The sequence below is a fragment of the Pyrinomonas sp. genome (assembly GCF_040289685.1).
Classification (GTDB): Bacteria; Acidobacteriota; Blastocatellia; order Pyrinomonadales; family Pyrinomonadaceae; genus Pyrinomonas.
This window is the reverse complement of sequence record NZ_PSLQ01000077.1, coordinates 1-14109: the sequence shown is the minus strand read 5'-3', so window position 1 is coordinate 14109 and position 14109 is coordinate 1. Positions and strand designations below refer to the sequence as shown.

At 59.1% G+C, this 14109-nt stretch carries 12 protein-coding genes and 1 CRISPR repeat array; of the genes, 6 read left to right on the top strand and 6 right to left on the bottom strand.

The window, feature by feature from the left end:
- Positions 1–175 precede the first annotated feature (175 nt).
- Positions 176–1489, bottom strand: coding sequence for a hypothetical protein (locus C4334_RS13200; protein WP_352432558.1), 1314 nt, complete (start codon positions 1487–1489; stop codon positions 176–178).
- A 554-nt stretch (positions 1490–2043) separates the two neighbouring features.
- Here C4334_RS13200 and C4334_RS13195 point away from each other — a divergent pair.
- The gene (locus C4334_RS13195) at positions 2044–2370 is read left to right on the top strand and encodes a DMT family protein (protein ID WP_352432557.1); all 327 of its coding nucleotides are present in this window, start codon (positions 2044–2046) and stop codon (positions 2368–2370) included.
- A 26-nt stretch (positions 2371–2396) separates the two neighbouring features.
- On the opposite strand, the gene C4334_RS13190 is transcribed toward C4334_RS13195, so the two are convergent.
- From C4334_RS13190 to C4334_RS13170, 5 genes are all read right to left on the bottom strand, one after another.
- Positions 2397–3323 (bottom strand): YihY/virulence factor BrkB family protein, encoded by a 927-nt coding sequence (locus tag C4334_RS13190; RefSeq protein WP_352432556.1) that lies wholly within the window; start codon positions 3321–3323, stop codon positions 2397–2399.
- Positions 3324–3362: 39 nt separating this feature from the next.
- Complete coding sequence (gene lepB, locus C4334_RS13185) at positions 3363–4226, bottom strand: signal peptidase I (protein ID WP_352432555.1); 864 nt, start codon at positions 4224–4226, stop codon at positions 3363–3365.
- A 154-nt stretch (positions 4227–4380) separates the two neighbouring features.
- Positions 4381–4805: direct repeats of the CRISPR family, unit length 30 nt; unit sequence GTCGGTTCTTCAGCTAGCTCGCTACACAAC.
- A gap of 130 nt (positions 4806–4935) precedes the next feature.
- Positions 4936–5685, bottom strand: coding sequence for a ribonuclease III (gene rnc / locus C4334_RS13180; RefSeq protein ID WP_352432554.1), 750 nt, complete (start codon positions 5683–5685; stop codon positions 4936–4938).
- Positions 5686–5783: 98 nt separating this feature from the next.
- Positions 5784–6986, bottom strand: a complete 1203-nt coding sequence (locus C4334_RS13175; RefSeq protein ID WP_352432553.1) for a tetratricopeptide repeat protein — start codon at positions 6984–6986, stop codon at positions 5784–5786.
- Positions 6987–7314: 328 nt separating this feature from the next.
- Positions 7315–9054 carry a penicillin-binding transpeptidase domain-containing protein gene (locus C4334_RS13170; protein ID WP_352432552.1) on the bottom strand — a complete coding sequence of 580 codons (1740 nt, stop codon included), beginning with the start codon at positions 9052–9054 and terminating at the stop codon, positions 7315–7317.
- A gap of 260 nt (positions 9055–9314) precedes the next feature.
- Between C4334_RS13170 and C4334_RS13165 the strand changes: the two genes are divergently transcribed.
- The 5 genes from C4334_RS13165 to C4334_RS13145 all read left to right on the top strand — a co-directional run bounded on the left by C4334_RS13165 (position 9315) and on the right by C4334_RS13145 (position 13885).
- Entirely contained in the window at positions 9315–10886 is a 1572-nt protein-coding gene (locus C4334_RS13165; protein WP_352432551.1) for a sensor histidine kinase, read from the top strand.
- A 48-nt stretch (positions 10887–10934) separates the two neighbouring features.
- A complete protein-coding gene (locus C4334_RS13160) occupies positions 10935–12284 on the top strand; it encodes a sigma-54-dependent transcriptional regulator (RefSeq protein WP_352432550.1) in 1350 nt (449 codons plus the stop codon).
- A gap of 86 nt (positions 12285–12370) precedes the next feature.
- Positions 12371–12964 carry a DUF4126 domain-containing protein gene (locus C4334_RS13155; RefSeq protein ID WP_352432549.1) on the top strand — a complete coding sequence of 198 codons (594 nt, stop codon included), beginning with the start codon at positions 12371–12373 and terminating at the stop codon, positions 12962–12964.
- Between the two features lie 55 nt (positions 12965–13019).
- Positions 13020–13553, top strand: coding sequence for a protein-disulfide reductase DsbD domain-containing protein (locus C4334_RS13150; protein ID WP_352432548.1), 534 nt, complete (start codon positions 13020–13022; stop codon positions 13551–13553).
- A 5-nt stretch (positions 13554–13558) separates the two neighbouring features.
- Complete coding sequence (locus C4334_RS13145; RefSeq protein WP_352432547.1) at positions 13559–13885, top strand: hypothetical protein; 327 nt, start codon at positions 13559–13561, stop codon at positions 13883–13885.
- Positions 13886–14109 lie beyond the last annotated feature (224 nt).

Genomic DNA, 14109 nt, shown 5'->3' with positions numbered 1-14109 from the left:
CTCCCCATCTGATCGCGACCGACGTCTCGTTACGATCGAGAGAGGGCGAAAACCGCCTTGACCGCAAGGAGCAGAACGCTGGGCGGCGAATCGCTTCCTCCCATTAACCGCGAATGGCTTTGCGAGAGCGTGAGCCCCCCCTGCACGGACCAACCAATGAGGAGCATGGCTTTTCTTAACCGCGAACAGCTTGCGAGAGCGTGCGAACCTCTGCCTCGTCGCCGCGCAGGATCAACACGCCATCGCCTTGCAGACGAACCCACGTCGCGCGTCCGTCGCCACGCCAAAGCGTCTGCTCGCTGCTGGAATCGATTCGCTCCGCCGTCCGTTGGCACAGCGCGTTGTAAGCGCGAAAAAACTCCTCCGCATCGCGTCGCGAATCCCACACCGTTTGCCAGACGAAGAGCGTCGAGCCGTCATCGCGTTCGAAGAGATAGGCGCGATCGCCACCCCAGCCGTAAGCGGCGCGTGCGGCTGCCGGAGGGGCGAGCGCAGCAAGCAGCAACCCGCGAATGCCGATTTCGCCGAGCGGCGTATCGGTGATCAGATGCCACCCGCGCGCCGAGAAGAACCCTTCGTCGACCGTCGCTTCGCGCGGAGCCTCGCGCGCCAAGTACTTCTCCGGGTGCAGGATCTGCTCGCTGGAAGCGGGCGGCTGCCGAAACAGTTCGTCCACGCCGCTTTGCCCTTTCTTGCGGCGTATCTCCTCAACGAAACGCGCGCCGTCGCGGTAACGAAAGATGAAAGTTTCGATCAACAGCGGCGGAAAGAGTTCGCCCATCTCGCGGCGATAGTTCTTCAAACGCTCATCTTCCTGCCGCATGATCTCATCGAGCGAACGTCGCGTGTAAGCATCTCCATTCTCCAAACGGCGTTGCACGTTCATCGCGTCGCCTTCGATGACGGCGAAGACTGCTTCAGCGCGATCAAAGCTGTAAGGGCGCGCCGTTAGCAGATGCAGCAAGTCGAAGTGCTGGTCCTGGAGGGCATGTACGTACTCGTGCGCCAACAACGAAGGCGTGTGCGCTTGGTTGGTGACGAGCAGCACGCGCTTGTCGAGCGGCGAGTAGTTCGCGCCCGCCGAGACGGCGGTGAAGCTTGCGGCCAGAGTGGCCAGATCTGTGCCTTCAGGCAGCATGCCGCCCGCAACGGCCAATCTTCCGAGAGCACGCAGGTCATCGCCGCCCAAATACTTCGCCATCTCGCTGTTGCGTGGACCGTACTCCCAAGCGAACAGCTCCGTCATCGGCACATCGCGCAACCAAGCGAGGCCCCGCAATTCGGCGACGCGCCGCATCGCCTCAACGCGTTTCGCCTCTAGTTCAGTTGAAAGCGGACGATCCGGCAACGGCGGAAGCGTTGGGCGCGCGGGGCGCGCAGTTACCGTATAGGAACTGCGCGATGGAGCGGAAGATCGCTTGCTTCCACAACCGAGCCAGAAAGAGGGGACGACAGCAAAAATCAGGATGAAGACTTGCGTTCTTCGCATACACCGCTTTAGACGCAGCGCCAAGACAAAGGGCTGCCGCAGCAAAAACGCCGCCGCAATTATATGACGTTTTGATCCGGAAAAGAACGAAGACGCTTTCAACTTCGCAGTGCGGCGATCGCTCACAATTTCTCGGGCGCTTTGATTTGAAAAGGGGCGGGGAGCGCTTCATCTAAGCATGAACTCAGCGCGCCCTATGCTGGCACTTCCGCCTCTAGCTCGCTCTGCCGAAAAAAGCCGAGCTGCCGCTCTCCCTCAGCCGCTTCTCTCTAAGAGAAGCTCGGCCTCTCTTTGACAGTTTGACGCCGTTCGATGTCCAGCTAATCAACTCATGTCACGTGCCTGCGGTTGTGCTGTGCGCCGAGTTCGATGTCCAGCTAGTCAGCTCATGGCGCAATGAAAGCGGCAGAAAACGTCTCTTCATCGCGAAGCACGTTACCACTCACGCTGCTAAGGGTTGTAGGAGTCGATCAAATGGCGGGCATCGGACCGCAGAGCGCAGATCATCTATAATCTCAGTCGAGGAGATTTGCTTTTCTCGGAGGCATGATTCATTGAGAACGGTCCTTTTGCTCGTCATCTCCAACATCTTCATGACGCTCGCTTGGTACGGACACCTGAAGTTCAAAAGCAAACCGCTGATTCTGGCCATTCTTGCAAGCTGGGGGTTAGCTCTTTTCGAGTACGTTTTTCAGGTTCCAGCGAATCGGATCGGCGCGCAGCAATTCACCATCACACAACTGAAAATCATGCAGGAGTGCATCACGCTGGTGGTTTTTACCGTCATCGCGTACCTGCTCTTCGGCGAACAGCTTCGCTGGAATACGCTGGTCGCTTACGCGCTGGTGGTTGCCGCCGTCTATTTCGCGTTCCGTTTCTAATGTGCGCGATCCTGCGAAATCGCGCTTCAAGCGGTCGCGCCTTGCGTTGCGCGCTCGTCCTGCTCCACTGTCCCCGGCGGCTCGGCCATCCCTTTTTGAGCGGCCAGCTTTTCGGCTTCCGAATTGATTTCGCCGCCGATCAGGATGGCAGCGCCTGTTAGGTAGAACCAGAGCATGAGGATGATGACTGCGCCGAGCGTTCCGTATGTGCGGTTGTACGAGTTGAAATACTGCAGATAGGCTCGCAGACCGAATGAGACGAGCAGCCAGAGCGCAACGCCGACGATCGAGCCTGGCGTGATCCACTGCCATTTCGGTCGTTGGAGGTTGGGCGCGAAATAATAGATCAAAGCGAAGGCGAAGAGCAGAAAGAAGATGACCAACGGAATCTGCAGCGCTCTCCAGAGCACGGCAAAGACTGCGCCGAGACCTAACTGGTCAGCGATGAAACGTCCGATGGTGCCGCCGAAGAGGATGATGGCGAGCGCCGAGATGATAAAGACGGCCAACCCGATGGTCAACAAAATCGCCGTCAAACGCACTCTCCACCACGGGCGCGTCTCTTTGACGCCATAAGCGACGTTGAGCGTATTGCTGATCGCTCCCATGCCGCTCGAGGCAGCCCACAGCGTCGCCAAGATGCCGAAGGAGAGTTTGCCACCGCCCGCACCGCGATTGATTTCGTCCACCGTCCGATGAATTAGATCATAAGCCGAAGTGGGCAAAACCTTGGCTAAATAGATGAAGAGCGTGCGCCGAAGTTCTGAGCCGGTTTCGGCGAAGTACCCGAGCAGCGTCGTCAAGAAGAGGAGCAACGGGAAGAGCGACAGCAAGAAGTAATAGGAAAGTTGCGCGGCGTGGCCGAAGATGTCCTCTTCCCAGACGCGGTTCAACGTGCGCTTGGCGACCTGCCTCCAATCGAGCTTGATGATCTCTTTCAACCTGCGCAACATTGCCCCCCTTGCACGCCCCATCGAGGATAAATCTTGCGCCTACTTCACCAAGGTTCCGGTCCGTCGCCAGCGCGTGTTGCGGATGAAGTCGAGGATCGGATTACCGCTCGAAGGCGCGCTCTCGTCGTAGGACCAATAGACGAACATCGCGCGCCCAACGACCAACTCGCGCGGGACGAAGCCCCACACGCGACTATCGGAACTGTCGTCGCGATTATCGCCCATGACGAAATAGTGACCGGGCGGGACAACCACCGTACGCCCATTCACACCGTAGAAGAAATCATCGTACGCGACCGATTGCGGTTTGTAATAAACTTTGTACTTTTCGTCGCCGCGTCGCGGCTCTTCCTGAATGATTTCGAGCGGTTCTTCCTCTCGTCGGTTGACGGCGATGACCCGCTGTTCGGGCAGCGGCTGGTCGTTGACGTAAACGCGCCGGTCACGAATCTCTATGCGGTCTCCGGGAAGGCCGATGACGCGCTTGACGAAATTCGTCTTAAACGGAACGCTGTTCGGATCGGTCAGATCGCGCGTCGGATTGCGTTTGTTGCCGGGATACTTGAAGACGATGATGTCGCCGCGCCGGATTTCGCGCTGCGGCAAGAACCAGATCTGTGGCCCCGGAGCGAAAATGAATTTGTTGACCAACAGATGATCGCCGACCAAAATGGTGTTCTGCATCGAGCCGGTGGGCACCTTGACCGCTTGGACGACAAAGGTGATGCCGAACAGGGCCATGATGACCGTGACCACCGCCGACTCGAAATACTCTCGAATGATGCTCCGTGCAGGCTTGGCCGCTTCTTGCAACGCGACGCTCTCTTTGGTTGAAGAAGAGGCTGCAGCGGAGGCGACAGAATCCGTCCGTCCGTTTGCCACGCTCGATCGGTCCTTGTTCATGAAGGCATCCTAAAAAAGGAAAATTGAACGGTCAAGCATACCGCATGTTGGGCGCGACCGAGTAGTCCGCGGTGCGCTTTCGGCATCCGCCGCCACAAGATGCGGTCGTTCTTTCCACCAGCTTGTCAAAATTCATCCATCCGCCTCGGTCGGGGTCGGTTCTTCAGCTAGCTCGCTACACAACAAGTATTGGTTGCCCATCCGCGCGCGATGGCGCACGGTCGGTTCTTCAGCTAGCTCGCTACACAACTCGCATATTACGTTAGGTTTTCGTATCTGAAAGAAATGTCGGTTCTTCAGCTAGCTCGCTACACAACCGTGTTGAAAGCAAACGCCTGCCGCATAAAAAAATTGTCGGTTCTTCAGCTAGCTCGCTACACAACCAGGGGAGATGAACAGTGAGAGATAGCTTGGTTGGCCGGCTCTTCAGCCAGCTCGCTACACAACTTTATAGGCGTGCCCGCAACATAGAGCTTCTATCGCGTTGGTTCTTCAGCTAGCTCGTCACACAATGTTCGGGTTGAAAATCGGCAAGCAAGTGCTCATCGAGTCGGTTCTTCAGCTAGCTCGCTACACAATTCATCTCGCTCGCCCGGTTTCGGCGCGCTCAAAGCGCCTCGATTCGGCAGACGGCTCGGTTGACGTTTCGCCGCTTGGCTACTAGTCGGATGGCATCCGAACAGGCTTGTCGCATGCGCCATTGTGCTCATCAAACGGGTTCGCGTGTCGGCTGAACCGGCTTAGTGTTCAGCAGCGCGAGCGCCCGCCGTGCAGCGTCCATCTCCGCCGCCTTGATCGAGCGCCCTTCGCCCTCGGCGCGACCGCCGTTCCAAGTCACTTCGACGCGAAATCGTCGACGATGCGGTGGGCCGGACGTTTCGATGACGTTGTATTGCGGAGTGGGTTGTTGTCTTGCCTGCAACAACTCTTGCAACATGGTCTTGTAGTCCGCAGCGGCAGCCTTTTCAGGATCGGCCTTGGCCAAGTCCGTCCCAAGAACGCGAAGGACAAAATCGGAAGCGGCCTCGAATCCGCCGTCAATGTAGATGGCACCCAAAATGGCCTCGAAAGCATCGGCCAATAGAGCCTGCTTGCGTCGTCCGCCCGTCTTCTCCTCTCCGCGCCCGAAACGCAGGAACTCCCCGAGGTTGAGGCTGACGGCAGCGCGTGCCAAAGTCGCCGCGCTGACCAAGCGGTGCTTCATGCGCGACAGTTCGCCTTCGGTCAAGTCCGGGTGCGAACGGAAAAGGTTGTCGGCGATGACTAAACCGAGCACCGAATCGCCGATGAACTCCAACGCTTCGTTGTGCAAGTTACGCGCTTTCTCCGCTTCGCCGGGACGAACGTGCTCATGCGCCCACGAGCGGTGCGTGATGGCGCGCTCTAACGCGGAACGGTCTTTGAAAGAGTAACCGATGCGCCGCTCCAGCTCTTGCAAGGCTCCGCTCAGTTCGGCCATGTCGAAATTCTAACATGAATGCCGGTCGCTCCTTGCAAGGAGCGACCGGCATCTTGGAATCGAGAAGGCGACATTTAAGCCCATAAAGGCGCCGGGCTTTACGGGCGCTGACTGGAGGGCGTCCTGCTCGTCGGCGATTGTGGCTTTGGCGTCGGGGTCGGCGTCATGCTCGGCTTCGGCGTCGCCTGCGTCGTCGCGCTCGGATTCGTCATCGTGTTACCCGAATTAGATGACGTGCCAGATGTCCCACTTGAAGTTCCGCCCGCTGGCTTTGAAGTTCCGCCCGCTGGCTGCGGCGTCGGCGCGGCAGCCGGGATGGTCGGCGACGGCAACGGCTTGGTCGTCGCGCTAGCGATCAATTGGTCCATCCCCGTCGTCGAATCGTTGTTGCGGAACTTGTAGAACCCGGCCAGTTGTTCGGTCCACTCCGCCTTGCGCTGTTGATAGCGCTGATCGTTGCTCGCGTTGGCGTAGGCAACGGCGCGCGCGTAGGCATCGATGACGCGATCGATCACTTGGTTAAGCTGCGCCAAAGCGGCCTGTTGCTCGGGCGATTCGGGCTTGCCCAAGTACTTCTCGCGGTATTCTTTGGCCAGCGGTTCATAGTATGCCTGCTGGTAGGCGACAGCCATCAACGCATAGGTTTGTGGATCCTTCTTGGCGAATCCTTCGTATTGCGCTGCCTTGTAGAGGTAGTTGAGCGCTTCGCGCGGATTATTCTGCTTGATGGCGTAGATGCCGAGCGCGTAGTTCAGCCAGCCGAGCGTTTCGTCCTTGTTGAAGTTGGTCGCTCCTTGTGGCGTTTTGCCAGCTTCAAGCTCTTGCAGCGTCTTGCGCGTAATAGCGGCCGCATCGGGAATGAAAGCGTCTTGCCCTGAGGTCACGGCGCCCAAACCGGACCACGCCGTGGCGATCATCACGCCGAGGTTGTCTGGCTCTTCGGCCAGGATCTGTTTGCCGAGCGGAAAAGCTTCAGCATACTTCTGCTGCGAATAGAGCTGCTGAAAGCGCGTCCGCACTTCTGCCTTTTGCGACGCTTGCTCATACTTGGCGACGAAGTTGCGGACGTAGTTTGTAATATCGTCGGTCTCGTTGCCGAAACACTTCAAATACTCTTTGCCCGCTTCGTAAGCAACCCTTTGATCAGCTCTGATGTTGTTGCGGAAGCGTTCGTAGATCTTCTCTTTGAGTTCGGGCGCGCATTGACCGGACTGCGGCGCGCTCGTCCCTTGCGCGAGCACCGGGATGGCGACGGTCGTCACGGTTGCTGCGAGCAGGAACGTGCGAATTGCGTTTTTCATCTTTGGCAGGTCCTCCCCAGAACGTTTTCGATCTTGCTCTTCTTTTTCGAAGCGCGAGCCTTCGCATCCAGCGTCGCGTGTGCTATCAGATGCGAACATCGGGACCGATCGTTGTCCTCATGGTTCGCTCATGCACCGTCGCGCTCGACCAATGGAGAGCCTTGCGGATGCTTTTGGTCGGGATCCCGGATGCAAGACGGGATACTGCACCAAATCAAAGAGCGCTGTCAAGCGGCGCAATCAAGAAGCAACGCCCCGACCATCATTTTGCAATGACCGAGGCGTCGCTATCCGTTGATCTTTCGCTGTCGAAACAGACCCCTTGCCTCTAAGGGCTGGTCGTGAGCACCCGACGCGGACGCGATTCAGAGGCCGCGCCATCGGTTTGTGGCGTCGATTGGGTTCCCGTTCCCTCTGGCAGAGAGCGGGGCTTCGGTTGAGGCACAGGGCGCGTCGTCGTCTCCGTCGGGCGCGTGATCGGTTTGACCACCGTCTTCACTTTGTTCTGCGTCTGGTCGGCTTCGCTCTGCGCGCCGCTCATGGTAGCGGCTTCCGCCTCATCCGCTTCGCGCTCCTCATCGCTCACCGCCGCAGCATTCGCGGGGTTGACTTTGGGTCGCGGCGCAAGCTCGGGAGCGGTGGCAAAAGCGGGCGGAGCTTGTGTTCCAAACCGATGGGCAAGCGCACGATAGATCTGCCCAGCAACTGCAGCGGCTGTCCGTCCTCGCTCGCGCGAGCCGCGCGTAACGACCACCACCGCAAGCTTCGGATCGTGCACCGGCGCGTAAGAAGCGAACAACCCCAACCAAGATCCTTGACCGATGCACGTTCCCGTTTTGCCGGCGATCGTCTGCGTCATGTCGTAGGCGGTGCGCGCCGTGCCGTAGTTGACCGCGCCGATCATGCCAGGGATCAAGCGACGCAGGTGCTCTTGCGGGATATTCAACTGCCGACGCACTTCCGGTTTGAAATTGATGGTCTCCTCCGGCGTGCGCGGCAGGTGCGGGACCAGCAATTTCCCCCCGTTGGCGATGGCCGACACGAGCGCCGCCAGTTGAATCGGCGTCACCTCAAAATCATCGCCGTGCGAAGACATGTGATTGACGGCGTGACCGTATTTGTAAACGGGCACGCGCCCCGGATACTCGTTTGGATGATTGATCCCCGTGCGCTCGCCGAGACCGAGTTCGCGCGCATACTTGATCATCTTTTCGAAGCCGACGTGGCCGCCGACGTTTTGGAAGAAGCCGTTGTTGGAAAGCGCGAGCGCGTCGGTCAGATCGAGCGAGTAACTGCTGGCACCGACGCTGACGAGTTGCACAGGATCAATGACGTTCTCGCACAACCCGGCAAGACCGGTCACCAGCTTGATCGTCGAGCACGGCTTGAAACCGCGGCGCAACGCCCATTCTTGATTGACGATGGTGTACACACGCCCGGTCTTCGGATCCATGACGACGACCGTGCCAGCCCGGTCACCCAAAGCGGCGATCGCCGCCCGACGCACTTCAAGGTCTTCGCCCGTCGTCTCATCGCGCGCGATGTTCGCTGCCGCTTCGTCGCGCAAGGCCTGGTCCATTGCTCGCTGTCTGGCGATGGCAGCAAGGCGCGCCAATTCCGCGCGGCGCGCAGCCTCTTCGCGGCGGCGACGTTCAGCCTCGCGCCGCGCGGCGAGCAGGCGTTCGCGCCGCGACATGCGTTTCGAGCCGCGACTCTCACGCGCGACGCTCCTGTTACGCGCGTTGCGGCGGCCGCTTCGCGCGACGCGATCTTTGCGGCTCGACGCGGCGGCGCGTTTTTCACGCCTCTTGGTTGTCTTCTTCTCCGCTCTGGCGGTTGATTTGGCCGCCTTCGCCGTTGACTTCGACGATTTGGATCTTCTTTGCGCAAGGGCCGTTGAGGGGATGGCAACGCCGAGCAACAAAGCGAAAAGAACCAGGACGAGAATCGGGGAACGTTCCGCAAAGGTCATCTGTGGATTCAACCTCGCTGCTGGATTCGGCTTACCTTCTGATGCGCCAACGAAGCGAAAACGTTGACGCGCTTCGCGTAGCTTTCGATTGTTCAAACTAATTCTCCTCACCAAAACCTCGTCGCTTCATCGAACGCCAAAGGACGAAACGCCATCGCTTCGTCCTCCAAAACTTCATTCATGCAAAACGCCGAACGCGAGTTGGAGCCGCCCGCTTGCTTCCGGCCCCGATGAGGAGAGGGCATAAAAAATTCGCGCAAGTCTTCGCCGAAGGGATTGCGCCGAAGACGACTGCAAATATAACATTCCACCCGAGCGCGCGGCAACAAGATTTTCGTCGGGCAATAGCAAGGACCATGGACCGGATGAAGCTCGTCTACAGCTTTCGCGCGCGCCTGCTGCTGGTCTTCGCCCTGCTGCTCGTCGGGACGCTGGGCGTGCAGTATCAACTCAATGAATGGGAAAGACAGCGCGTCGCGCGCATCATCGAAGAGCAAGAACAGGCTTTGGCTGCTGGTTTTTCGCTCGCCATTGAGAGCCTCTCATCACCGGAAAGGTTGGCCGAACTGAGCCGAAAAAAACGCGCCGCCTTTCTGTCGCGCGAGGCGGACCGCTTGATCAACATCCTCATCGTCGATGACGTAGGGACGACCCCCGACAAACTCGATGCCAAGGACCGCGTCGCTGACAGCCTCGATCCGAAGTACAACCCACAACAGTTGCCCGACGGCTCTTTTCGCTACTTTGAATTGGGCCAAGTCCCTCTGCCGCCCATCGTCGAAGCCGAGGCGCCGCTAGCATCGGCTGAGGAAACCAATGAGGGCTTTTTGCGCGCTTACGCCCGAGCGACAGAAGCGGGCAAACCGCGCGCCTTCCCTTTTCCGGTGCTCACCGACCAAGGGCGCAGCTACATCATCATCGTACTCGGATCGGCTGGCGCATCTTACGCCCCTTCGCCATGGCGCGTGATTCGCCCCTTACTGCCAACGCTGGCCGTGTTGTTGCTGGCGACGCTGGCAGCGGTGCTGCTCGTGTGGCGGTTCACGCGCCCGATTCAAGAGCTTTCGCAAGCGGCCAAGCGCGTCGCCGCCGGCAACTTCGACTTTCAAGTGCCGGCGGCAAACCGCCGCGACGAGATGGGCGAACTGGCCGCCGTTTTCAACGAAATGATCGTCGGGCTGCGACGGACGCGCCAACTCGAAACGGAGTTGAATCAAGCCGAGCGCTCCGCGGTCATCGGGCGCTTGGCTTCGGCCATCGCGCACGAGATCCGCAACCCTTTGAACTACATCAACCTGACGCTGGACCACCTGCGCACGCAGTTTGCACCGGCTGATCCGGAAAAGCGCGCCGTCTTCGATCGTTTGACCAAACAGGTCAAAGACGAAGTGGCGCGCGCCAACGCGCGCATCACGGAGCTGTTGAGCTACTCGCGCCCATCCAGATTGAAGCTTCAGCAGCTCTCCTTGCGCCCGATCATCGAAGACGTCCTGCGCACGGTGGAGGTGCAAGCTACCGAGAACGGAATCGACCTGCGACTCGAAGAGCGAGCCGATGTGCCGCCCATAATGGGCGATCCGGAAGCGCTCCGTTCGCTCTTCGCCAACCTCATCATCAACGGGTTACAAGCGATGGATGGCCGCGGCGGGAGGTTAACTATCGACATTGCGCCCGATCCGCAGGGGCGCGGCGTGCGCGTTATCGTCGAAGACACAGGACGCGGCATCTCACCGGAGGATCTACCGCATCTTTTCGAGCCCTACTTCTCGACCAAGGAGACGGGCACCGGACTCGGCTTAGCGATCGTCAAAAAGGCGGTGGAAGATCACGGCGGAAAGATCCAGGTCCAAAGCGCCGTCGGCATGGGCACAACCTTCACGGTCACCTTGCCAGCAGCCGATTCCGATGTCGGGCGCGACGACCTCTAACTCGACGCCGGCATCTGCTATCATTAACATTTCGCAGGGAGAACGAAGATGGCACGTAAAAGCATCTTGGTCGTCGATGATGAACGCGCGCAGCGCGAGATACTCGAAATGATTCTGTCGAGCGAAGGGTACGATGTGACCACCGCCTCGTCCGGCGAAGCGGCGTTGAAGCTTGCCAAAGAGAAGCGCTTCGATCTCGTCCTCACGGATTTGAAGATGACCGGCATGGATGGCATCGAACTGCTGCAACGTCTGCTCACGCTCGATTCCTCGATCATCGTCATCCTGCTCACCGCGCACGGCTCCATCGAGTCAGCCAAAGAAGCGCTCCGTCGCGGGGCATACGACTACCTCGAAAAGCCTTACGACCGCGATCAACTGCTCGACGTCATCCGGCGCGCCCTTGGGCGGCTCGATGCGCTTGACACAGAGATCATCTCTGCCTCGCCCGCCATGGAAGCAGTCAAAAAGATGATCCTCAAGGTCGCCGGTTCGAATTCCACCGTTCTCATTCGCGGCGAATCGGGCACGGGCAAAGAACTGATCGCGCGGGCGATTCACAACATGAGTCCGCGCGCTGATCAACCCTTTGTGTCGGTCAATTGCGCGGCCATCAACGAGAACCTGCTCGAATCGGAACTCTTCGGCCACGAAAAGGGCGCATTCACCGGCGCGCACGCCGAGAAGAAAGGGTTGTTCGAAGTCGCCAATCACGGAACGCTTTTTCTCGACGAGATCGGCGAGTTGGACATCGGCCTGCAGGCGAAGTTGCTGCGCGCGCTTCAAGAGCGAGAGATACGGCGCGTCGGCGGCACGCGCCCGATCAAAGTCGATGTGCGCGTGGTGGCAGCGACCAATCGCGACTTGCGCGCGATGGTGCAAGACGGACGATTTCGTGATGATCTGTATTACCGCATCAACGTGCTGTCGATCGACGTGCCGCCGCTGCGCGAACGGCGCGAAGACATCCCCGTGCTGATCGACTACTTCCTGCGCAAGCACACACGCAACACCTCGCGCTTGGTCCGTGGGCTGACGCCCGAAGCGCGCCGCTTGATGCTCGACTACTCGTGGCCCGGCAACGTCCGTCAGCTCGAATCGGCCATTGAGCGCGCCATTCTTTTGAGCGAAGGCGATCAGATCACAGTGGAAGACCTTCCGCTCGAAGTGCGCCAAGAGATGCGCCCCACGAGCGAAGGCATCTTCAAACTGCCGCCTGAAGGCATTTCGTTTGAAGAGGTCGAACGCGATCTCATCCTTCAGGCGATGGAACGCACCGATTACAATATCACCAAAGCGGCCAAGCTCCTCGGCATCACGTTTCGCACGTTGCAATACAGGCTGGAGAAGTTCGGCATCAAGCGTCCCGAGAGGCGCACCTCGGAGCGCGAAAGCTGAGCGAGCGCCTGACGAGCACGCTCAGATAGTCTTCGTGCCGCGCGAACAGACGACGGCAAAGTGCTGGGCGGAAAGGATCTCGAAAGATGAACATCATTGACACGTTGGCGCTGGCCTTCGGCTCGGCATGGACCTCCGGGCTCAATCTTTACGCTACGGTCGCCGTGCTCGGACTGGTCCAACGAATGGGCTGGGCGCGTCTTCCGGGCGACCTTCAGGTTCTCGACCACTGGGGCATCATCGGTCTTGCGTTGGCCCTGTACGCGATCGAATTCATCGCTGACAAAGTCCCTTACGTCGATTCCATCTGGGATGCCGTCCACACCTTCGTGCGCGTTCCTGCCGGAGCGTTGCTTGCGCTGGCCGCCACCACGGGACTCGATCCAAAAATCCAAGTCGCCGCCTTTCTGCTCGGTGGCGGATTGGCTTTTTCGACCCACGCGAGCAAAGCTGCCGTGCGTGCGGGCACGAACTTGAGCCCTGAACCCTTCACCAACTGGCTGCTCTCGCTCGCTGAAGATGCGTTGGCGATCGGCGCGATCATCGTCGCACTGTTGCATCCGCTGGTGATATTTGCGATCATCTTTATCTCCCTTCTGCTATTCATCTGGCTCGTGCCAAAGGCCGTGCGTCGCTTGCGCGCGATGATGACGACGCTGCGACGCGCCTTGGGGACCTGAAGATCACGAGCCTGTCGGGCAATGGGGCGGAGTCTTGAAACGATCGAGAAAAGTCATGAGTTCGTCCAAACTCACCGTCGCCGCGTCCATCGTCGTGTATCTTCTCGCCGCGAACTGCGCGCAGCAGCCCCAAAGCGCAACGGACCAAGTTTCGTCTGTTCCCACTCCTTCGCCCAAAACTCCGCTGCGCGACGTAGTGAGCGTCCAAGCCGAACGGGTCGAGATCAAAGCCGGAGGGCGCGCCGAGGCTCGCGTCAAAATCGCCGTCGCTGATGGCTATCACATCAACGCCAACCCGCCCACTTACGACTATCTCAAGGCGACGGAACTGGAAGTCTCGCCTGCACAAGGCATCACGACGGAAGCGCCCGTTTATCCGCCTCCCGTCAAAAGGAAGTTCGGTTTTGCGCCGGACGAACTGGCCGTGTATGAGGGAAGGGAGAACCTGATCCGGCTTCCGCTGCGCGCTGCACAAGCGGCTAGCGGCGACGTGGCGCTTGAAGCGAAACTGCGCGCACAAGCATGCGACGATCAGACTTGCTATCCGCCGCGCGAAATACGCTTCGTCATTCCCGTCAACGTAAGGTAAAAAGCATGATCGCGAATCCCAGCGGCGAACGCGCATGGCATCTAGCATCCATGCTCTGCTTGCTCGTTTCGCTCCCGTGTCTGATTGCCGGGCTTTTGGATGAAGCGTTCATCGTCGCCACCCTCGGCATCGTGGCTTACTTTCTCGGCCTGCGCCACCGCTGCCGCGCCGCACTCATCGAAGCCGAACGCACCGAAGCGGCTGCCGCTGAGCGGTTGCTGGCCGAAAACGCAACGACAAATGAGCATCCGTTCAGCGATCATCGTATTTACGAAACCGCGGACGAATCAACTCGTGCGATTCAACGAGAACAAGACAAGAAGCAAGGGTGAAGTGACTGCTCCCCACGGCTTGCAGCCAGGGGCTTCTAGGGCTAGTGCCCAGGGATTGCAGCCCCAATCCCAATACGCATTAAATTTAGAAAAACGGGGGAGCGCGAGGGGGCTATAATCCCCTCAATCCCCTCAATAAATTGCTTGTCATTACCCACATCTCAACCCTGTATAGTTCGAGACGATGGAACTACATCCTGAGGATCCGATTCAATGGGCCAGCC